We start from the raw sequence: 17,703 nt of genomic DNA, 5'->3' as shown, positions 1-17,703 counted from the left end.
ATGACAGGCGAGTGACGGAACGGCTGCGGCAGGAGCCCTGCGCTTTTATCAGGTCGCGCGTTCGGGCCATGCGGCGGCCACGCATTTGCGCATCAGCGACGGCAGGGCCAGCGTATCCAGATCGGCATGGGGCACGGCCATGCCGCCGATGCGGGCGATTGTATTGGGGAAATGCCCGACATGGGCGGCATAGACGTCCACATGCAGGGTGAAATGGGTGAAGACGTGCGTGATGCGCCCGGCCGCGCGCCAGTCTGCGCGGGCCGGGGCGAAAGGCAGGGCTTCGGCCTCGCGCCAGGGCGTGGGGCGCCATTCGGTGCCCGGCAGTTCCAGCATGCCGCCCAGCAATCCCTTTTCCGGCCGGCGCCGCAGCAGGATCTGGCCGCCTGCGTCGGTCAGCAGGAAATGCGCGCCATGGCGTACCGGTCGGGCGGCGCGCGGCGCCTTGGCCGGCAGGCTGGCGGCGATGCCCTGGCGGAGGCCGGCGCAGGGCTCCCGCCAGGGGCACAGCGCGCAGGCCGGCTGGCGCGGGGTACAGATGCCCGCCCCGAGATCGAACAGGGCCTGGGCGAAATCGGATGGCCGCGCCCGGGCCTCGGTGGAATCGTTCAGCGTCGCGGCGTGCCGGGCGATGGTCTTGCGCGATCCGGGCAGGGGATCGGTCAGGGCGAACAGCCGGCTGGTCACGCGCTCCACATTGCCGTCGACCGGCACCACCGGCTGGCCGAACGCGATGGCGGCGATAGCGGCGGCGGTGTAGGTGCCCACCCCCGGCAGCGCCAGCAGGCCCGCCATGTCACGTGGAAAGCCGCCGCCGACCGCTGCCACGGCCCGGGCGCAGGCATGCAGGTTGCGCGCCCTTGCGTAATAGCCAAGACCCGCCCAAGCGGCCATGACCGTGTCGGATTCGGCCCGCGCCAGATCGCCGACGGTGGGAAACAGGTCGAGAAAGCGGTGGTAATAGGGAATGACCGCCGCCACCGTCGTCTGTTGCAGCATGATTTCGCTGAGCCAGACGTGATAGGGATCGGCTGTCCGGCCGGGCAGGGCCCGCCAGGGCAGGGTCCGGCGATGGCGGTCGTACCAGCGCAGCAGGGCGGCGGAAGAAGGAGGCACGGGGCGCTTATGGCGAAGGATCGGACCGACGGCAAGCGCGCGGGCATGGCCGCACCCCCGCCCGAACCGCGGCGCGCGCTGACGATGCGCAGCCTGGGGGCGTTGATTCCGGCTGTTGCCCGCCCGGCCTTTCGGCGGCATCCGGCTGCGCTGGCGCAGGTGATGACCGATTGGGCGGAGATTGTCGGCCCGGATCTGGCCCGTTGCACCGTGCCGCGCCGCCTGTCGGCCGGGGTGTTGACGCTGGGCTGCGCCGGACCGGTGGCGATGGAATTGCAGCATCTGGCGCCCGAACTGATCGCCCGCGTCAACCGCTCCTGCGGGCATGGCACCGTGCGGTCGCTGAAGCTGGTGCAGGACCTAGTCGCGGGGGCGGCCCCACCCCCGCGCCCCGCGCCGCGCGATCCGCCCCCGCCGGTGCCGATTCCCGATATGGAGGACGGCCCGCTGAAGGATGCGCTGGCCGCCCTGGGCGCGCGTATCCGCGAGCGTGCCGGACGTCGCTGAGGGCTGGCGTGATTGCCACAAAAAGGCCGGGATCGGGGCGCCGGATGGCCCGTGTACCGACAGGAAGGCGGACCGCGATCCCGTGATCGTGCATGCCGGACGGGTTTACCATGCCGCCTGTCCTGCCGACATGATGACGTGACCTATTCCTGCTGGAAGGGAGAATTTCGATGCGCAAGATGGCTTTCCTGCTGGCGGCGGCGTTGGCCGTAGCGGGACCATTATCTTCGACCTCGGCCATGGCGTGGGGGCATGGCGGCTGGGGCTGGCACGGTGGCGGTGGCTGGGGACGCGGGCCGGGCTGGGGTGGCGGCTGGGGCTGGCGTGGGGGCGGCTGGGGGCCGCGCTGGGGCTGGGGACTCGGCGGGTTCGGGGCCGGGGTGCTGGCCGGTTCGGCGCTTGCCTCGCCCTATTACGGTTACGGGTACCGGTACCGCTATTATCCGCCGGCATACGCCTATCCCGCCTACCCGGCTTATCCGGTCTACCCCGCCTATCCGTACCCCGTGTACGGCTATCCGTACGGTTACGGGCGCTGGTGAGCGCCCTGCCGGGCCGCCTGGATGAAGCGCGCGATCAGACGCGCGTCCTTGCGGCCCGGCGCGCTTTCCACGCCGGATGAGACATCGACCGCCGGTGCGCCGCTCAGGGCGATCGCCCGGGCGACGGTCTCGGGCGTAAGCCCGCCTGCCAGCATCCAGGGAACGGGGGCCTGCCAGTTTTTCGTGATGGTCCAGTCGATCGGCTGCGCATTGCCGCCGGGCCGGTTCGCCCCGGCTGGAGGGCGTGATTCGATCACCAGCCCGTCCAGAGGCGTCGTGGCGGGCAGGTCGTCCGCTGTGGTGACGCCGTTTGCGTGCCAGACGGGCAGGCGGAATTTTTCGCGGATTTCCAGCGCGCGCGCCATGGGGGCGTAGATCTGCAACCCGTCCAGCGCGACGGCATCCAGCGTTGCCGCGATCGCATCGTCATCCGGTGCGACGAACAGGCCGATGCGGCGCGGGCCGCCGGATGGCACGCGGGCTGCCAAAGCTGCTGCCTGCATCGGCGTGACGGCGCGGGGCGACCGCGCGAAGAAGACGAACCCCACCCAGTCGGCACCATGGGCGATCGCGGCCTCCAGCCCCTCGGGCTCGGTCAGGCCGCAGATCTTGATGCCGATGGGATGGGCCATCGGGTCAGCCGGCCAGCTCCGCTGCCACGGCGGCGGCAGCGGCGGCGGGGTCGGCGGCGGTGGTGATCGGGCGGCCGACCACGATCCAGTCGGCGCCGGCATGGCGGGCCTGGGCCGGGGTCATGACCCGTTTCTGGTCGCCGGTTGCAGACCCGGCGGGGCGGATGCCGGGCACTACCAGCACCGGCGCGTCGCCCAGCCGGTCGCGCAGGGGGGCGATCTCGTGCGGCGAGCAGATCAGCCCGTCGGCGCCGGCCGCAATCGCCAGTGCGCCCAGGCGCAGCACCTGCTGGCACGGGTCGTCATCGACGCCGATTTCGTGCAGTGCGTCGGCGTCCATGCTGGTCAGTACCGTCACCGCCAGCAGCAGGGGGCGGGCATCGGCCGGGAAGGCGCGGTCCACGGCGGCGCGGGCCGCCGCGATCATGGCGCTGCCGCCCTGGGCGTGGATCGTCAGCATTGCCGGGCGGGTCTCGGCCAGGCTGCCGATGGCCGAACCGACCGTGTTGGGGATGTCGTGCAGCTTCAGGTCCAGGAACAGGCTGTGCCCGTCCGCGACCCGGCGCACTGCGTCCAGCCCCCGCGCATAGGTGAATTCCAGCCCCAGCTTGATGGCGTCGGCACTGGCGGCGGTCTGGTCGCGCCAGCGCGCGGCCTGGGCCTCGTCCTTGGTGTCCAGCGCCACGATCAGGCGCGTGCGGCGGGTGGTCATGGCAGGGGGGCCTCGTGCGATGCCGGCAGGACGGTGGTGGCCACTGGCGCGGGGGGCGGGTTATAGGTTTCGGCCTGCTGGCGGCGCAGTTCGGCCACCTGTTCCTCCAGCGCGCGGACCTGCTGTTCCGCCCGGCGGGCGCGTCCGCGCTGGCGCAGCTCGGCGAACCACACCGCGACCGCGCCCAGGATGAAGAACGCGGCGGCGACGATCAGCGTCAGCACGCCGACCGAGGATTTCCACCCCCAATCCAGGAACCACATCTGGATCGGTTCCTGGTTGCAGGCGCTGAAGACGATCAGCCCCAGCAGGAAAGGCACGGTGACAAGTAAACGCAGCATGGGCAGCCTCCTACCGTTTCGCGCGATGTCCGGCAAGGAAATCGGGACATTGCCGTGCGGCGAGCCGACGCCCGCAGATCGGCCTTGATTCCCACCGCGCCGGCATGGTGTCGTCTGCCGGATCGGGGCGGAGCAGGCTCTTGAGTGAAATCATCGCGTTTCAGCGCACCGGGCGCAAGGATGACGTGGTCTGGGCCGTTGTCGCGACCGTCGGCCGGGCCCTGCGTATTGCCGAGATCTATCCCGCCCGTCCGGCCGCGATGGCCGACCGCGACTGGCGGGAACAGCAGGTCCGGGCCTATGCGTCCTTCCTGCGCCAGACCCGCCAGCCGGTGCCCCGATACAGCGTGACGCCTATCCGCCGTGCCGACCTGCCGCGTGCGTGGCGCCCCCTGCCCGCGCTGGGCTTCCTGCGCGGACAATTCATCTGAGACATCCGAGAAAAACAGCGTCGGATAAACGCCTCGTTCATCTTGCCTGCAGCACAGTCGCGGCTTCACGATCCGGAGTACGTGACCAAGATGCATGATGGAGACGCCACCGCCACGATTGCCGGGGCGGCGGATGGAACGGCCGCGCCACGCGCGGAGATCGTCAGCCAGTATGTCAAATCGGTGCGTCTGGTGGTGCCCGGCGCGCCGGCGATCCATGCCGCGCCGAAGGAACTGCCGCGCCTGCATCTGGACCTGGATGTCGATGCGCGGCAGGTCGCCGACGGCTCGCCGCTGTTCGAGGTCGCGCTGGTGTTGCGCTGCCAGGGGCGGACGCCGGGCGAGCAGGTGGTGTACGAGGCCGACCTGGCCTATGCCGGGCTGGTCAGCCTGCGCATGGCCGGGGGGATCGCCGCGCCGGAGGTGCTGGAGCCGCTGCTGCTGATCGATATCCCGGCCCTGCTGTTTCCGGCCGCGCGCAATCTGCTGGCGGACCTGACGCGGGACGCCGGATTTCCGCCGGTGCTGATGCAGGCGGTGGATTTTGCCGCGTTGCAGCGTGCGCGGCGGGCGGCCGCCTGACGTTCCTGTTCAGCCGGCACGCATTGCATTTCGCGCGTCCTGTTCGCACATTCCCGACTGACTCGCGGCATATGCCGCATTCCGGATCGAGGAATGAATGACGATGACGAACGGACGTGACCTGGCACCGGTGCTGGACAGGGTGGACCGCACGCTGGAGGCCAGCCTGGAGCGGCTGTTCGATTTCCTGCGCATTCCCAGCATTTCCGCCCAGCCAGCCCATGCCGGCGATTGCCGCCGGGCGGCGGAATGGCTGCGCGACGAGCTGACTTCGATCGGGCTGGAGGCCTCGGTGCGCGAGACGCCGGGCCACCCGATGGTGGTGGCGCATGACCGGTCGGCGGATGAATCCTCCGGGCGACTGCCGCATGTGCTGTTCTATGGCCATTATGACGTGCAGCCGGTCGATCCGCTGGAATTGTGGGAGACGTCGCCGTTCGACCCGCGCGTGGTCCGCGACGAAGCCGGGGCGCGGATCGTCGCGCGCGGCGCGTCCGACGACAAGGGCCAGGTCATGACCTTCGTCGAGGCGCTGCGGGCGCTGAAGGCCGAGCACGGCACGCTGCCGCTGCGCGTGTCGCTGGTGATCGAGGGCGAGGAGGAAAGCGGCGGTGCCAATCTGCTGCCGTTCCTGCAGGCCAATCGTGAGGAACTGCGCGCCGATGTCGCGCTGATCTGCGACACCGGCATGCTGGATGGCGGCGTGCCGGCCATCACCACCGCGCTGCGCGGCATGGTGGGCGAGGAAATCACGATCCATTGCGCCAATCGCGACCTGCATTCCGGCATTTACGGCAATGCGGCGCGCAACCCGCTGGAATTGCTGAGTTGGATTCTGGCCTCGGTGCGCGATCATGACAGCGGACGGGTGGTGCTGCCCGGTTTCTATGACGGCGTGCAGGACCCGCCGGCCGAGGTGCGTGACCAATGGCGTGCCATCGCGCCCTCCGACGCCGAATTCCTGGGGCCGGTCGGCCTGTCGGTGCCGGCGGGCGAGCGCGGCTATACCGCCGTCGAGCAGACCTGGTGCCGCCCCACTTTCGAGATCAACGGCATCAGCGGCGGCTATGCCGGCGACGGGTTCAAGACCGTGCTGCCGGCCCAGGCCTCGGCCAAGGTGTCGTTCCGGCTGGTGTCGGGCCAGGACCCGGTCCGCATTCGCGAGGCGTTCCGTGCCCATGTGCAGGCCATGCTGCCGGCCGACTGCACCGTTGTCTTCGCCGCCCATGGCGGGTCTTCGGCCAGCGTCGTGCCGGCGGACGGGCCGGGGCTGGGCGCCGCGCTGGCGGCGCTGGGCGAGGAATGGGGCCGTCCGGCGGTGACGATCGGCAGCGGCGGCTCGATCCCGGTTGTGTCCGAGGTCCGGCAGGCGCTGGGCATGGATTCGCTGCTGGTCGGCTTTGCGCGGGATGATGACCGCATCCATTCACCCAACGAGAAATACGACCTGATCTCGTTCCACAAGGGTATCCGTTCCTGGGTGCGGGTGCTGGAGGCGCTGGCGCGCGACCGCCGGTTCGCCGCCTGAGATGGAGGGCGGCGTGCCGCAGGTGCTGGCCATGACAATGGGCGATCCGGCCGGGATCGGGCCGGAACTGACGGCGGCCGCCTGGCAGGCCCTGCGCGCGGGCGGGCCGGCCTTTATGGTGCTGGGCGACCCGGCATTGTATCCCGGCGTGCCGGTGCGTGTGGTGACGGATGCGGCGCAGGCGGCCGTGGTATTTGCCGAGGCGCTGCCTGTTCTGCCGGTCGGGTTGGCCTGCGCCACGCGGCCGGGTGCGCCGGATGTGGCCAATGCGCCGGCGGTGATCGGCAGCATTGCCCGTGCGGTGGAACTGGCGCTGGGCGGGCAGGTCGGGGCGGTGGTGACCAATCCGATCAGCAAGCTGGTGCTGAAGCAGGCAGGCTTCGCCCATCCGGGCCATACCGAATATCTGGCGGAACTCTGCGGCGTGCCGGGGCGGGAAGTGATGATGCTAGCCTGCCCCGAATTGCGGGTGGTGCCGGTGACGATTCATGTGTCGCTGCGTCGGGCGCTGGATGGTTTGACCACGGACGAGATCGTGCGGTGCGGGCTGACGACCGCCGAGGCGTTGCGGCGTGATTTCGGGATTGCCGCCCCCCGTCTGGCCGTTGCCGGGCTGAACCCGCATGCGGGCGAGGGTGGGGTGATGGGGGGGGAGGAAGGGGAGATCATCGTCCCTGCCATCGTGGCGCTGCGGGGTGAGGGGATCGACGTGACGGGGCCTTGGCCGCCGGATACGATGTTCACGCCCACCGCCCGTGCCCGGTATGACGCGGCGCTGTGCATGTATCACGACCAGGCGCTGATTCCGCTGAAGACGATCGACATGGCGGGCGGGGTCAATGTGACGCTGGGCCTGCCGATCGTGCGGACCTCGCCGGACCATGGCACCGCCTTCGATATCGCGGGACAGGGCGTGGCCGACCCGTCCAGCCTGATCGCTGCCCTGAAACTGGCCCGCGACATGACCCGGAACCGGAGCGCCGCATGACCCTTTCCCCCGCCTCTCCCGCGCGGGCCCTGCGCCTGGGGGTGAATATCGACCATGTCGCCACCGTGCGGAATGCGCGCGGCGGCACCCATCCGGACCCGGTGGCCGCCGCCATCGCCGCCGTGGCGGCCGGGGCGGACGGGATCACCGCCCATCTGCGCGAGGACCGGCGGCATATCCGCGATGCGGACCTAGCGCGGCTGCGGGCCGAGATTGCGGCGCCGCTGAACATGGAAATGGCCGCGACGGACGAAATGGTGGCCATTGCGCTGGATCTGCGCCCGCATGCATGCTGCATCGTGCCCGAGCGCCGGGCCGAGATCACGACCGAGGGCGGGCTGGATGTGGCGGGCCAGGCGGCGGCGCTGGCCCCGCAGGTGCGGGTGCTGCGCGAGGCCGGGATTCGGGTCTCGCTGTTCGTCGATCCGGACCCGGCCCAGATCGCGGCCTCGGCCGCCATCGGCGCGGCGGTGGTGGAGCTGCATACCGGTGCCTATGCCGAAGGCCGTGCCGGCGAGTATGAGCGCCTGCGCCGGGCCGCCGCCCAGGCCGATGAGGCCGGGCTGGAAGTGCATGCCGGCCACGGCCTGACCTATGGCAATGTGGGGCCGATCGCCGCCCTGCCGCAGGTGGTGGAGCTGAATATCGGACATTTCCTGATCGGGCAGGCGATTTTCGACGGGCTGGCCGCGACCGTCGCGCGGATGCGGCAGTGCATGGACGCGGCCAGGAAGTTTCCAGAACTTTGAGGGAAGAACCAGGGCTCTGCCCTGGACCCGGCAGGGCCTGAGGCCCTGCACCCCGATCATTTGCTGACGAACGGGTTTTTACGCCGAAATCAGGAAATATTTGAATCTTAGAATGATATCCCTGTCTCGAAATCCAGGATCAGCGGGTTTTTGTAGCGGTTGGTGCCGCCGGTGCTCCAGATATACTGGGCGCCGGGGCGGATCAGCAGCCAGGGGGCGGGGTGCCAGCCGTAATTGAGCTCGATCGCATGTTCCTGCGTGGGCTTGTAGATGCCGGTTGCTCCGTCCTTTTGTAGCTGTGCCACGTAATTTGTCAGTTTCGCGTTGACCCACAGATACTTCATGCCGAGGCTGACCGTGTCGTCGGGGCGGCTGGCGAAGGTGCCTTTGCGCGTGATGCCCCAATCGACGAAATAGGGGAAAATGGCGGTGCGGGGATCGCCCCAGGTGAAGGAGGCGAAGAAGGATGTGCCTCGGTGCGGGGCATATTCGTCGCGCTGGAGCAGGCGGTCGAACTGGAACCAGCCGCCGAAGCGGCCGCGCACGGTGGAAGTGGGAGCGCCCACGAGATATTGGGACGGAATCTGGAACATGCCGAGTTTTGAATAGACGTCGCTGACCTGCGACGTGTCCCAGTAGCCGCCGACTTTTACGTTGGTCTGGAGCGGGCCGCTGTAATCGTCCTTTCCGCCCTGATGCCAGACGAGCTGGAAGGGCAGGAAGGTGCCCGTGGCGCCATGGAGGTTCAGTTTCCACCCATTATGCGTGTTCGCGATCGTGGGATCGACGGAATAGGCGCCGAACTGGATGGAATAATGGTTGTTGCCGGCGGGATAGAATTTGACCCAGGCGCCCGGATGCGCCGTGGGATAATAGCTGTAGCCCGAATTGTAGGCGATGGATTGCGGCATGCCGCAGATCGCATTGGTCTGGAACTGGCAGTAATTGTTCATGCCCCAATAATAGGACCAGGTTTCGAAATCGGTCTCGGCGTTGATCTCGCCGACCGTGGTGGCCACATATCTGTTCCATGGCATTTCCCACGACAGCAGCGAGAGGCGGACGGTCGGCGAGCCGTAGATTTCCTGCGGGCTGTCCAGCGCCGGCAGTTTCGCCCCCAGGCCCTGGCCGGCGCGGGAGGTGACGATGAAATGGAACAGGCCGATATTCAGGCTGGTCAGTTTCTTGAGGTCGAAATCGACATTGATGCCGAGTTCATGGGCGTAGCGGACATTCTGCGATTGTCCGCCCATCGGGTTTCCGGCGCTGTCCTGAAAATAATGGCCGGTGATGGTGACGCCCCTGTCGACCAGCCATGTCCTTCGGCCGCCCCAATTGCCGGTCATGCTGCTCTGCGTCATCCAATCGTCGAAACTGGCCGGAAAGAAAGCATGTTCCGTCGTGTCGGAAAGCTGCTGCCGCTTGGTGTTTCCGAGATCTTCCGCTTCGGGCGGAAGGAGGACCGGTTGAGGCTGGACCGACACGATGGGCTTGTGAATGCTCTTTGGCGCCGGTTGTGGGGCCGGTGCCGGAACATGGTGTGGCTTACGGGAGATTCGTGAAACGGACTGGCCCATCGCGCCTGAGGGTCCGCCGGGCAGGCAGGATATCAGGGTGAAGGTGAAGGCCAGGGATTTCGTCCATTGTGTTGTATGGATCTTCATTTTTATTGTTTCCCCGTACTCGTGCCGGCGCTTTTTCGCCCTGAGCAAGGGCTGGTGCTTTCGGCGTGGCGCGTTGGTCGGTTTGTTATTGCATTGTTACACGTTCACATTTTATGATATTTTAACGAGGGTTATTCCATACGCGTCGATCCGGCTGCGGCCGGTGTCTGCTTCCTTCGGATCGGTAGTTTTTCATCAAAAAACCGGCGCGAATATTGTTTCTTTATTGCCAGATCGCTTCAGCGTGCGACGGGTGGGGTGTATTCCCTCGTTACGCATTGCCCCGGATCAGATCGGCCGCCCGCTCCGCGATCATGATGGTGGGGGCATTGGTGTTGGAACCGATGATGGACGGCATGACCGAACTGTCGCAGATCCGGATGCCTTCCAGCCCGTAGACGCGCAATTGCGGATCGACGACCGACATCGGGTCGCGGCCCATCTTGCAGGTGCAGGTGGGATGGTACGAGGTGCGGCCATATTCGCGGGCATAGGCTTCGAGCCCCGACCGGGTGGTGACGGTGCGGTCGAAGCCGGCGACCTTGCGGACATATTTGCTGAGCGACGGACGCGAGAAGATGTCGACGCTGAGCCTTACGCCTTCGGCGGACACGCGCAGATCGTCCGGGTCTGCCAGGAAGTTGGGGTCGACCAGCGGTGCCTCGCGCGGGTCGGACGAGCGCAGGGTGACCGAGCCACGGGATTTGGGGCGCAGCGTGTAGCTGTTGAGCGTGACACCCGACATGCCCTTGTCCACGGAGGCGACGCCGGCCTCCGCCCCCGCCCCGGCGAGGAAATGGAATTGCAGGTCGGGGCAGAGGGCCTGCCGGTCGGAATACCAGAAGGCTCCGGCCTCGACCACGTTGGAGGCCACGGGGCCGGATTTGAACAGCGCATATTGCAGGCCCGCATAGAGCATCCAGTGCGGTTTCTTGTATTTGTCGAGACTGTCATGGGTTTTCAGTTCCGCCACCACATCGACGCCGAAATGGTCCTGCAGGTTCTGCCCCACCCCGGGCAGGTCCTGGACCACGGAGATGTCGTGCTGGCGCAGGTGGGCGGCCGGGCCCACGCCGGAGAGCATCAGCAGTTTGGGCGTGCCGATCGCCCCCGAGGTGACGATCACTTCGCGGTCGGCACGGGCGATGCGCCGTGTGCCGTCGCGGGTGAGATATTCCACGCCGCAGGCATGGCGGCCCTCGAAGACGATGCGCTGCACCTGGAGGCCGGTGACGACATGCAGGTTCGGCCGCCCCAGCGCAGGGCGCAGATAGCCCACGGCGGCCGAACAGCGGCGGTTGTTGCGGATGGTCATCTGGTAGATGCCCGCCCCTTCCTGCGTCGGGCCGTTGAAATCGGGATTGTAGGGCATCCCGAGTTCCTGGCAGCTTTGCACGAAGGCGCGACTGACCGGATTGGGCTCCGACAGGTTGGATACGCCGAGCGGGCCCTCCGTGCCATGCCAGGGGCCCGAGAGCATCGTGTTGCCCTCGGAGCGGATCATGTATTTCTGGATGTCGCGAAAGCCCCAGCCCTCGGCGCCTTCCTCGACCCAGCGGTCGTAATCGGAGGGGTGGCCACGGGTGAAGACTTCGGCATTGATCGACGAGCCGCCGCCCAGCACCTTGGCCTGCACATAGGGGATCTGCCGGTTGTTGGCATGTTTCTGCGGGGTGGTGACCAGCCCCCATGTCATGGGGCCGGTCGTCATCTTCGCGAAGCCGATCGGCATGTGGATCAGCGGATTGGTGTCGCGCTTGCCGGCTTCGAACAGGCAGACGCGGGACGAGGGGTTTTCCGAAAGCAGCGCCGCTAGGACGCAGCCTGCGGAGCCGCCGCCGACGATGATATAGTCGAATCCCTGCGTCATGATGCGATCCAGTGCGTGCGGCCGCCGGTTTCGATATGGACCGATTTGACCTGGGTATATTCCTCGACCCCCAGCAGGCCCGATTCCCGCCCCCAGCCCGATTGCTTGAAGCCGCCGATGGGGGTTTCCGGGCCGCCGGCCATGATGGTGTTGACCCAGAAGCGCCCGGCACGCACGCGGCGAGTGACCGTCAGCGCCTTGTCGAGGTCGCGCGTCCAGAGCGAGGCCGCGAGGCCGTAGACCGTGTCGTTGGCGATCGCGATCGCTTCTTCCGGTGTGTCGAAATGGAAGGAGGACAGGACCGGGCCGAAGATTTCCTCGCGGGCGATGCCCATTGAGGGGGTGACGTCGGAAAAGAGCGTCGGCTGGATGAACTGGCCGCGTCCCAGATCCAGCGCCTCGCCGCCGCATAGCAGCGTGGCACCTTCCTCCTTGCCCTGGGCGATATAGCCCAGGATGGTCCTGTTCTGGGCGTCGGTGGTGATGGCGCCGATCTGCGTTTCGGGATCGAACGGGTCGCCGACACGGATTTTCTTCATCTTGGCAGTCAGGATCGATTCAAATTCGCGGGCGACCGAACGCTCCACGATCAGGCGGCTGGAGGAGACGCAGCATTGCCCGGTGTTGAAGCTGATGCCGAAGGCCACGGCGTCGGCGGCATCGTGAAGATTGGCGTCGGCGAAGACGATGATCGGGTTCTTGCCGCCGAGTTCCAGCCCCAGCTTCTTGAGGTTGCTGTCGGCCGAGGCATGGACGCAGGAGCGGCCGACGCCGGTGGAGCCGGTGAAGGACAGCATGTCCACGTCGGGATGTTCGGCCAGGGCCTGGCCGATGGTGCGCCCCGAGCCCGTGACCACGTTATAGACGCCGGGCGGCAGGCCGGCCTCGGTGAGGATGTCGGCCAGGATCAGGGTGGTGGCGCTGGTGACCTCGGCGGGCTTGACGACCAGCGTGCAGCCCGAGGCGAGGATGAAGGGTACGCGTTCGCACAGGATCAGGAACGGGAAGTTCCACGGCGTGATCAGGCCCACGACGCCGATCGGCTCGCGCAGCAGCAGGCCCAGCAGGTTGTCGCCGAGATTGTTGAAACTGTCGCCGCGCATCAGGCGCGCGGCACCGGCCGCGACCTCGAAACAGGCGATGCAATGGTCGATCTCGCCGCGCGCCTGGGTCAGGGGCTTGCCGTTTTCCAGCACTTCCCAGCGGGCGATCTCGTCACGGCGGCGGCGCAGGCCCTCGGCGGTGCGCAGCAGGATGGCGGCGCGCTCGGCCCCCGGCAGGCCGGCCCAGCTCCGATCCTCGAACGCGCGGCGGGCGGCGGCGACGGCTGTGTCGAGATCCTCCTTCGTGCAGCGGGGAACGCGGGTGACCGGTACGTCGTGGCTGGGAGAGGTCCGTTCGAACCAGTCCTGGCCGGCGTGCCAGGCGCCGTCGACAAAGAAGCCGAATTCACGGGGCGTTTCAGGCAAATGCGCCCCATTGGCCATTATGTTCATTGACGAGCTTTCCTCCCTGGTTGGGTGGTCGGGCGCATATTGCGGGTACGCGATCGGATGTGAGGGGCGGCGTGACACGGCATGGACGCAGGCGCGCCCATGGGGTGAATCAACCGTTGAAAGGCCGGTGAGTTCGTCCGCGCGCGGGGCGTGCGGATGCCGCGCCTGCCTTGACTGTCGGTTGCCTGGTTCCGGCCTTCATCATCTTTCGGCGTCCCGTTTTTATTATGCCTGGTGTCGGATTTTTGCGACGGCACTTATTTTTTGAGAACGACTTCGCCCAAATGCACCATTTGGTTACCTTGTGATAGACCGCCGGCTCGGGCGGGGTAACTCAATTTGCCGTGATGGGCGCCGGACGCGGTGCGGGACGGATGGGGTCGTGTTCTGGAAAATTAAAGATATAAACAACAAGGATGTAGAATAATCACTGTGCGTCCGATTGCGGCCTGCGTGCCGGGATTGCCTGTGATTGCAATTGCTTCCCTGGAATCGGGGGTGGCCCGGTTTGCCCGCGCTTTGTCCTTGATCGCGCCCGGTGCCGGATGTATGTAACCAGTTAGTTCATATTGAGCGGGAATGCCGGAATGTATCTGAACGAGACACAGGAACAGGTGCGCGAGACAGTTCAGGCCTTCGCCGACGACGTCATCCGCCCCGCTGCCGAGGCGCTGGACCGCGAGGAGCGGTTTCCTGCCGAAATTTTCGATGAAATGGCGAAACTTGGCCTGTTCGGTATCGGTGTTCCCGAAGCGCTGGGCGGGCCGGGTTTCGATACGCTGACCTATGCCGTGGTGATGGAGGAACTGTCGCGCGGCTATGCCAGCGTGGCCGACCAGTGCGGGCTGGTGGAGCTGATCTCCACCCTGCTGGTGCGCCATGGCACGGAGCGGCAGCAGGCGATGCTGCCCGATATCCTCGCCATGCGGCGCAAGGTGGCGTACTGCATCACCGAGCCCGAGGCCGGCACCGATGTCTCCGGCATCCGCACCACCGCCGAGAAGGATGGTGACGGCTGGGTGCTGAACGGCGGCAAGATCTGGATTCACAATGCGCCCGTTGCCGATACCGGCTTTGTGCTGGCCCGCACCGACAAGGAGGCCGGCACCCGGGGCATGTCGATCTTTATCGTCGACCTGCATGCGCGCGGGGTGGAGCGCGGCCCCAAGGAACACAAGATGGGCCAGCGGGCCAGCCAGGTGGGGGGGCTGAATTTCTCTGACGTGCGGCTGGGGCGCGATGCGCTGCTGGGCGAGGCCGGGCGCGGCTTCCATATGATGATGAGCGTGCTGGACAAGGGGCGCGTGGGCATTGCGGCCCTGGCGGTGGGGATTGCCCAGGCGGGGCTGGAGGCGGCCGTGGATTATGCCGGCACCCGCAAGCAGTTCGGCAAGCCGATCTCGGACTTTCAGGGCGTGCAGTGGCTGCTGGCCGACATGGCGAAGGATATCGAGGCGGCGCGGCTGCTGGTGCATTCCGCCGCCGTGAAGATCGATCGCGGTCTGGATGCCACGCGGTCCTGTTCCATGGCCAAATGCTTTGCCGGGGACATTGCGGTCGCGCGGACGGCAGATGCCGTGCAGGTGTTCGGCGGTTCGGGCTATATCCGGGGGTTCGAGGTCGAGCGGCTGTATCGCGATGCCAAGATCACGCAGATCTATGAAGGTACCAACCAGATCCAGCGCATGATTATTGCCCGCGAGCTGATGAAGAAGGGCGCGCGGGCATGAGGCAGGTTGCGCTCGTCACCGGTTCCTCGCGGGGGATCGGGCTGGCGGCCGCCGAGGCCCTGGCGCGGGCCGGCTTTGCGGTGGCGATCAATGGGCCCGTCGAGGATGACGAGCTGCGCGCGGCGGTGGCGCGGGTGGAGGCGCTGGGCGTGCCCGTTATGGCGGCACCCTTCGATGTCGGCGATACGGCCGCGCATGCGCCCTGGCTGGTGCGGATCGAAGCCGCGCTGGGGCCGCTGACGACGCTGGTGAACAATGCCGGTGTCGGTGTGCTGCACCGGGGCGACCTGCTGGAGGTTGGTGAAGAGAGCTGGGACCGCTGCCTGACGGTCAATGCGCGGGGGGTGTTCTTCCTCTCGCAGGCGTTCGCGCGGCGGCTGCTGGCGCGGGCGCGGCCGGATGCGCTGTTTCATTCGGTGGTGAACGTCACGTCGTCCAATGCCGTCGCGGTGGCCGTGCAGCGGGCGGAATATTGCGTGTCGAAGGCGGCGGCCGCGATGGTGTCGAAGGCGCTGGCCGTGCGGCTCGGCCCCGAGAATATCGCCGTCTATGACGTCCAGCCCGGCCTGATCGCCACCGACATGACGGCGCCGGTGATCGAGGCCTATCGCAGGCGCGCCATGGACGGGCTGACGCTGATGCCGCGCGTGGGGGAACCGGCGGAGATCGGGACCATCATCGCGACCCTGGCGTCCGGCAAGCTCCCCTATACCACCGGGCAGGTTATTTCGGCCGATGCCGGCATGCTTGTTCCCCGTTTTTGAGAATGGCCATGAAAATCGCACTTCCTGACGAAACGGGCCGGATGGCGGATTACGTCCTGACCGGCACCCCCCTGCCGCACATGGTGCTGCCGCCCGATCCCGCGCGGATCGTCTATTCGGCGGCGCATGTGGTGGCCGATCCGTTCACCGAAGCCGATCCCTCCGGGCAAGCCGCCGTGGATTGGGACAAGACGCTGGAGTTCCGGCGCTATCTGGCCGGGCTGGGGCTGGGCATTGCCGAGGCCATGGATACCGCGCAGCGCGGCATGGGGATGGACTGGCCGCGCTCGCTGGAACTGATCCGGCGCACGCGGGCGGAACTGCCGGATGCGCTGATCGGCAATGGCTGCGGGACGGATCATCTCGATCCGCTCCAGGCGCGCTCGGTCGATCAGGTGATCGGCGCCTATATGGAGCAGGTCGACGCCATTCAGGCCGTGGGTGGCCGGCTGATCCTGATGGCCAGCCGGGCGCTGGTGCGCGTGGCGAAGGGCGGCAAGGATTACGAGCGGGTCTATCGCACCGTTCTGGCCGGTTGCGAGCAGCCGGTGATCCTGCACTGGCTGGGCGAGATGTTCGACCCCGAGCTGGAAGGCTATTGGGGCAGCCGCGATTTCGATGTGGCGCTGGAGACGGTGCTGGCGATCATCGAGGAGAATCGGTCGCGCATCGACGGGATCAAGATCTCGCTGCTGGACAAGGAGAAGGAGATCATCCTGCGCCGCCGCCTGCCCGAGGGCGTGCGGATGTATACCGGCGATGATTTCAACTATCCCGAACTGATCGCGGGCGATGAACGCGGGTTCAGCCATGCCCTCCTGGGGATTTTCGACCCGCTGGCGGCGGCGGCGTCCTATGCCGTTGCGAAGCTGGGCGAGGGCGATGTGGCGGGTTTTCATGCCGCGCTGGACCCAACTGTGCCGCTGGCGCGGCTGATCTTTCGCGCACCGACGCGATTTTACAAGACGGGCGTGGTCTTCCTTGCCTGGCTCAACGGGTTTCAGGACCATTTCATCATGGTGAACGGGGCGCAGGCCATGCGGCCGCTGCCCTATTTCACCGGGATCTTTCGCCTTGCCGACGGGTGCGGCCTGCTGCGCGACCCCGAGCGCGCCGCCAGCCGCATGAAATCGCTGCTTGCGCTTTACGGGGCATGAGATGCGCGATTTTCGTCATGACCTGACGGTGCTGGCCCTGAATACCGCGACGCTGGGCCATAACATTGCGGGTGCTGGGGCCGGATGGGCGCCCGAACGCACCATCGATGCCTGCGCGGAGCGGGGGATCGGCGGCATCGTGTTCTGGCGGCGGGAGGTTGCGGGGCGGGCTGCGGCGCTGGGTGCCCGCGCCCGTGCCGCCGGGGTGAATGTCGTGGGGCTGTGCCGCGCGCCCTTTCTGGTCGGCCCGCTGGCGCCGCGCGGGGCGGCGGAGATCCGCGACGATTTCCGCCTTGCCATCGATCAGGCCGCCGAACTCGGCGCGCCGGTGCTGACGATCGTGACCGGCGGCGTTGAGGCCGGGACGAAGGGGGTGCGGGACAGCCTGAACATGGTGGCGGACCGGGTGGCCGAGATCCTGCCCCATGCCGCCGCCTGCGGTGTGCGGCTGGCGCTGGAGCCGCTGCACCCGGTCTATGCCGGGGACCGGTCCTGCCTGACGACGGTGCGGGATGCGCTGGATCTCTGTGACCGGATCGGGGCCGAGCATCTGGGGGTGGCGGTCGATGTCTATCATGTGTGGTGGGACACCGACCTGCCTGCCCAGCTGGCGCGGGCCGGGCGGCGCATCTTCGGCTTTCATCTGTGCGACTGGCTGGCGACGACGACGGACGTGCTGCTGGATCGGGGCATGATGGGTGATGGCGTGGCCGATCTGCGCGGGCTGCGCGCGGCCGTCGAGGACGCCGGGTACGCGGGCTTCTGCGAGGTGGAAATCTTCTCTGTGAACAATTGGTGGAAGCGGGACCCGGCGGAGGTCCTGGACGTGATGGTCGAACGCTTCCGGTCCGTCTGCTGAGGGATTGGTTTGAACGCTCCCTGAACTTGCCGAGG

Annotated in this window: 18 protein-coding genes; 11 read left to right on the top strand and 7 right to left on the bottom strand. The window is 67.2% G+C overall.

Annotated features, from left to right (window positions below):
• Positions 1 to 48: 48 nt before the first annotated feature.
• Entirely contained in the window at positions 49 to 1,116 is a 1,068-nt protein-coding gene (mutY, locus tag HLH35_RS03290) for an A/G-specific adenine glycosylase (RefSeq protein WP_338029282.1), read from the bottom strand.
• A gap of 9 nt (positions 1,117 to 1,125) precedes the next feature.
• On the opposite strand from mutY, the gene HLH35_RS03285 reads away from it, so the two are divergent.
• Both HLH35_RS03285 and HLH35_RS03280 read left to right on the top strand, forming a co-directional pair.
• On the top strand, positions 1,126 to 1,623 hold the full coding sequence (locus HLH35_RS03285) for a DciA family protein (protein ID WP_408870086.1): 498 nt from the start codon (positions 1,126 to 1,128) through the stop codon (positions 1,621 to 1,623).
• A 170-nt stretch (positions 1,624 to 1,793) separates the two neighbouring features.
• Positions 1,794 to 2,165, top strand: coding sequence for a hypothetical protein (locus HLH35_RS03280; protein WP_182977770.1), 372 nt, complete (start codon positions 1,794 to 1,796; stop codon positions 2,163 to 2,165).
• Here the strand turns inward: HLH35_RS03280 and HLH35_RS03275 are convergent.
• From HLH35_RS03275 to HLH35_RS03265, 3 genes are read right to left on the bottom strand one after another with little or no spacing between them, the layout of a single operon-like run.
• Entirely contained in the window at positions 2,150 to 2,797 is a 648-nt protein-coding gene (locus HLH35_RS03275; protein ID WP_182977769.1) for a phosphoribosylanthranilate isomerase, read from the bottom strand. The two genes, HLH35_RS03280 and HLH35_RS03275, sit on opposite strands and share 16 nt — an antisense overlap.
• 4 nt (positions 2,798 to 2,801) lie before the next feature.
• Positions 2,802 to 3,509: an orotidine-5'-phosphate decarboxylase gene (pyrF, locus tag HLH35_RS03270; protein WP_182977768.1), complete on the bottom strand. Its 708-nt coding sequence runs from the start codon at positions 3,507 to 3,509 to the stop codon at positions 2,802 to 2,804.
• Positions 3,506 to 3,850, bottom strand: a complete 345-nt coding sequence (locus HLH35_RS03265) for a LapA family protein (RefSeq protein WP_182977767.1) — start codon at positions 3,848 to 3,850, stop codon at positions 3,506 to 3,508. The genes pyrF and HLH35_RS03265 overlap by 4 nt, the downstream gene beginning before the upstream one ends.
• Positions 3,851 to 3,990: 140 nt before the next feature.
• Here HLH35_RS03265 and HLH35_RS03260 point away from each other — a divergent pair, with 140 nt between their 5' ends.
• The 5 genes from HLH35_RS03260 to HLH35_RS03240 all read left to right on the top strand — a co-directional run bounded on the left by HLH35_RS03260 (position 3,991) and on the right by HLH35_RS03240 (position 8,128).
• Positions 3,991 to 4,281: a hypothetical protein gene (locus HLH35_RS03260; protein WP_182977766.1), complete on the top strand. Its 291-nt coding sequence runs from the start codon at positions 3,991 to 3,993 to the stop codon at positions 4,279 to 4,281.
• 90 nt (positions 4,282 to 4,371) lie between these two features.
• A complete protein-coding gene (locus HLH35_RS03255; protein ID WP_182977962.1) occupies positions 4,372 to 4,863 on the top strand; it encodes a protein-export chaperone SecB in 492 nt (163 codons plus the stop codon).
• A 97-nt stretch (positions 4,864 to 4,960) separates the two neighbouring features.
• Positions 4,961 to 6,391 carry a dipeptidase gene (locus tag HLH35_RS03250; RefSeq protein ID WP_182977765.1) on the top strand — a complete coding sequence of 477 codons (1,431 nt, stop codon included), beginning with the start codon at positions 4,961 to 4,963 and terminating at the stop codon, positions 6,389 to 6,391.
• Position 6,392: 1 nt separating this feature from the next.
• Complete coding sequence (gene pdxA, locus HLH35_RS03245) at positions 6,393 to 7,379, top strand: 4-hydroxythreonine-4-phosphate dehydrogenase PdxA (protein ID WP_182977764.1); 987 nt, start codon at positions 6,393 to 6,395, stop codon at positions 7,377 to 7,379.
• Positions 7,376 to 8,128 (top strand): pyridoxine 5'-phosphate synthase, encoded by a 753-nt coding sequence (locus HLH35_RS03240; RefSeq protein WP_182977763.1) that lies wholly within the window; start codon positions 7,376 to 7,378, stop codon positions 8,126 to 8,128. Before pdxA ends, HLH35_RS03240 begins: the two co-directional genes overlap by 4 nt.
• A gap of 107 nt (positions 8,129 to 8,235) precedes the next feature.
• Here HLH35_RS03240 and HLH35_RS03235 read toward each other — a convergent pair whose 3' ends face one another.
• The 3 genes from HLH35_RS03235 to HLH35_RS03225 all read right to left on the bottom strand — a co-directional run bounded on the left by HLH35_RS03235 (position 8,236) and on the right by HLH35_RS03225 (position 13,158).
• Complete coding sequence (locus tag HLH35_RS03235) at positions 8,236 to 9,705, bottom strand: carbohydrate porin (protein WP_182977961.1); 1,470 nt, start codon at positions 9,703 to 9,705, stop codon at positions 8,236 to 8,238.
• A gap of 358 nt (positions 9,706 to 10,063) precedes the next feature.
• Positions 10,064 to 11,662: a GMC family oxidoreductase gene (locus HLH35_RS03230; RefSeq protein ID WP_182977762.1), complete on the bottom strand. Its 1,599-nt coding sequence runs from the start codon at positions 11,660 to 11,662 to the stop codon at positions 10,064 to 10,066.
• Positions 11,659 to 13,158, bottom strand: a complete 1,500-nt coding sequence (locus HLH35_RS03225) for an aldehyde dehydrogenase family protein (RefSeq protein ID WP_182977761.1) — start codon at positions 13,156 to 13,158, stop codon at positions 11,659 to 11,661. The genes HLH35_RS03230 and HLH35_RS03225 overlap by 4 nt, the downstream gene beginning before the upstream one ends.
• A gap of 587 nt (positions 13,159 to 13,745) precedes the next feature.
• On the opposite strand from HLH35_RS03225, the gene HLH35_RS03220 reads away from it, so the two are divergent.
• Genes HLH35_RS03220 through HLH35_RS03205 form a run of 4 tightly spaced genes read left to right on the top strand, consistent with a single transcriptional unit; the run spans position 13,746 to position 17,668 of the window.
• Positions 13,746 to 14,888 (top strand): acyl-CoA dehydrogenase family protein, encoded by a 1,143-nt coding sequence (locus HLH35_RS03220; RefSeq protein ID WP_182977760.1) that lies wholly within the window; start codon positions 13,746 to 13,748, stop codon positions 14,886 to 14,888.
• Positions 14,885 to 15,652 (top strand): 3-ketoacyl-ACP reductase, encoded by a 768-nt coding sequence (locus HLH35_RS03215; protein ID WP_182977759.1) that lies wholly within the window; start codon positions 14,885 to 14,887, stop codon positions 15,650 to 15,652. The genes HLH35_RS03220 and HLH35_RS03215 overlap by 4 nt, the downstream gene beginning before the upstream one ends.
• A gap of 2 nt (positions 15,653 to 15,654) precedes the next feature.
• Positions 15,655 to 16,809, top strand: coding sequence for a dihydrodipicolinate synthase family protein (locus tag HLH35_RS03210; RefSeq protein WP_220790514.1), 1,155 nt, complete (start codon positions 15,655 to 15,657; stop codon positions 16,807 to 16,809).
• A 1-nt stretch (position 16,810) separates the two neighbouring features.
• Positions 16,811 to 17,668, top strand: a complete 858-nt coding sequence (locus HLH35_RS03205) for a sugar phosphate isomerase/epimerase family protein (RefSeq protein ID WP_182977757.1) — start codon at positions 16,811 to 16,813, stop codon at positions 17,666 to 17,668.
• Positions 17,669 to 17,703: the final 35 nt, after the last annotated feature.

This window comes from Gluconacetobacter asukensis (assembly GCF_014174375.1).
GTDB lineage: Bacteria > Pseudomonadota > Alphaproteobacteria > Acetobacterales > Acetobacteraceae > Gluconacetobacter > Gluconacetobacter asukensis.
Note: the sequence above shows the minus strand (reverse complement) of the source record. Positions and strands in the feature narration are given on the sequence as shown.

What these genes read in the sequence shown, in the direction of transcription:
- HLH35_RS03285 (WP_408870086.1), top strand. Translation starts at nt 1,126, where the DNA reads ATGGCGAAGGATCGGACCGACGGCAAGCGCGCGGGCATGGCCGCACCC.
- HLH35_RS03230 (WP_182977762.1), bottom strand. Translation starts at nt 11,662, where the DNA reads ATGACGCAGGGATTCGACTATATCATCGTCGGCGGCGGCTCCGCAGGC.
- HLH35_RS03265 (WP_182977767.1), bottom strand. Translation starts at nt 3,850, where the DNA reads ATGCTGCGTTTACTTGTCACCGTGCCTTTCCTGCTGGGGCTGATCGTC.
- HLH35_RS03220 (WP_182977760.1), top strand. Translation starts at nt 13,746, where the DNA reads ATGTATCTGAACGAGACACAGGAACAGGTGCGCGAGACAGTTCAGGCC.
- pdxA (WP_182977764.1), top strand. Translation starts at nt 6,393, where the DNA reads ATGGAGGGCGGCGTGCCGCAGGTGCTGGCCATGACAATGGGCGATCCG.
- HLH35_RS03280 (WP_182977770.1), top strand. Translation starts at nt 1,794, where the DNA reads ATGCGCAAGATGGCTTTCCTGCTGGCGGCGGCGTTGGCCGTAGCGGGA.
- HLH35_RS03210 (WP_220790514.1), top strand. Translation starts at nt 15,655, where the DNA reads ATGGCCATGAAAATCGCACTTCCTGACGAAACGGGCCGGATGGCGGAT.
- HLH35_RS03250 (WP_182977765.1), top strand. Translation starts at nt 4,961, where the DNA reads ATGACGATGACGAACGGACGTGACCTGGCACCGGTGCTGGACAGGGTG.
- HLH35_RS03235 (WP_182977961.1), bottom strand. Translation starts at nt 9,705, where the DNA reads ATGGGCCAGTCCGTTTCACGAATCTCCCGTAAGCCACACCATGTTCCG.
- HLH35_RS03275 (WP_182977769.1), bottom strand. Translation starts at nt 2,797, where the DNA reads ATGGCCCATCCCATCGGCATCAAGATCTGCGGCCTGACCGAGCCCGAG.
- HLH35_RS03205 (WP_182977757.1), top strand. Translation starts at nt 16,811, where the DNA reads ATGCGCGATTTTCGTCATGACCTGACGGTGCTGGCCCTGAATACCGCG.
- HLH35_RS03225 (WP_182977761.1), bottom strand. Translation starts at nt 13,158, where the DNA reads ATGAACATAATGGCCAATGGGGCGCATTTGCCTGAAACGCCCCGTGAA.
- HLH35_RS03240 (WP_182977763.1), top strand. Translation starts at nt 7,376, where the DNA reads ATGACCCTTTCCCCCGCCTCTCCCGCGCGGGCCCTGCGCCTGGGGGTG.
- HLH35_RS03255 (WP_182977962.1), top strand. Translation starts at nt 4,372, where the DNA reads ATGCATGATGGAGACGCCACCGCCACGATTGCCGGGGCGGCGGATGGA.
- HLH35_RS03215 (WP_182977759.1), top strand. Translation starts at nt 14,885, where the DNA reads ATGAGGCAGGTTGCGCTCGTCACCGGTTCCTCGCGGGGGATCGGGCTG.
- pyrF (WP_182977768.1), bottom strand. Translation starts at nt 3,509, where the DNA reads ATGACCACCCGCCGCACGCGCCTGATCGTGGCGCTGGACACCAAGGAC.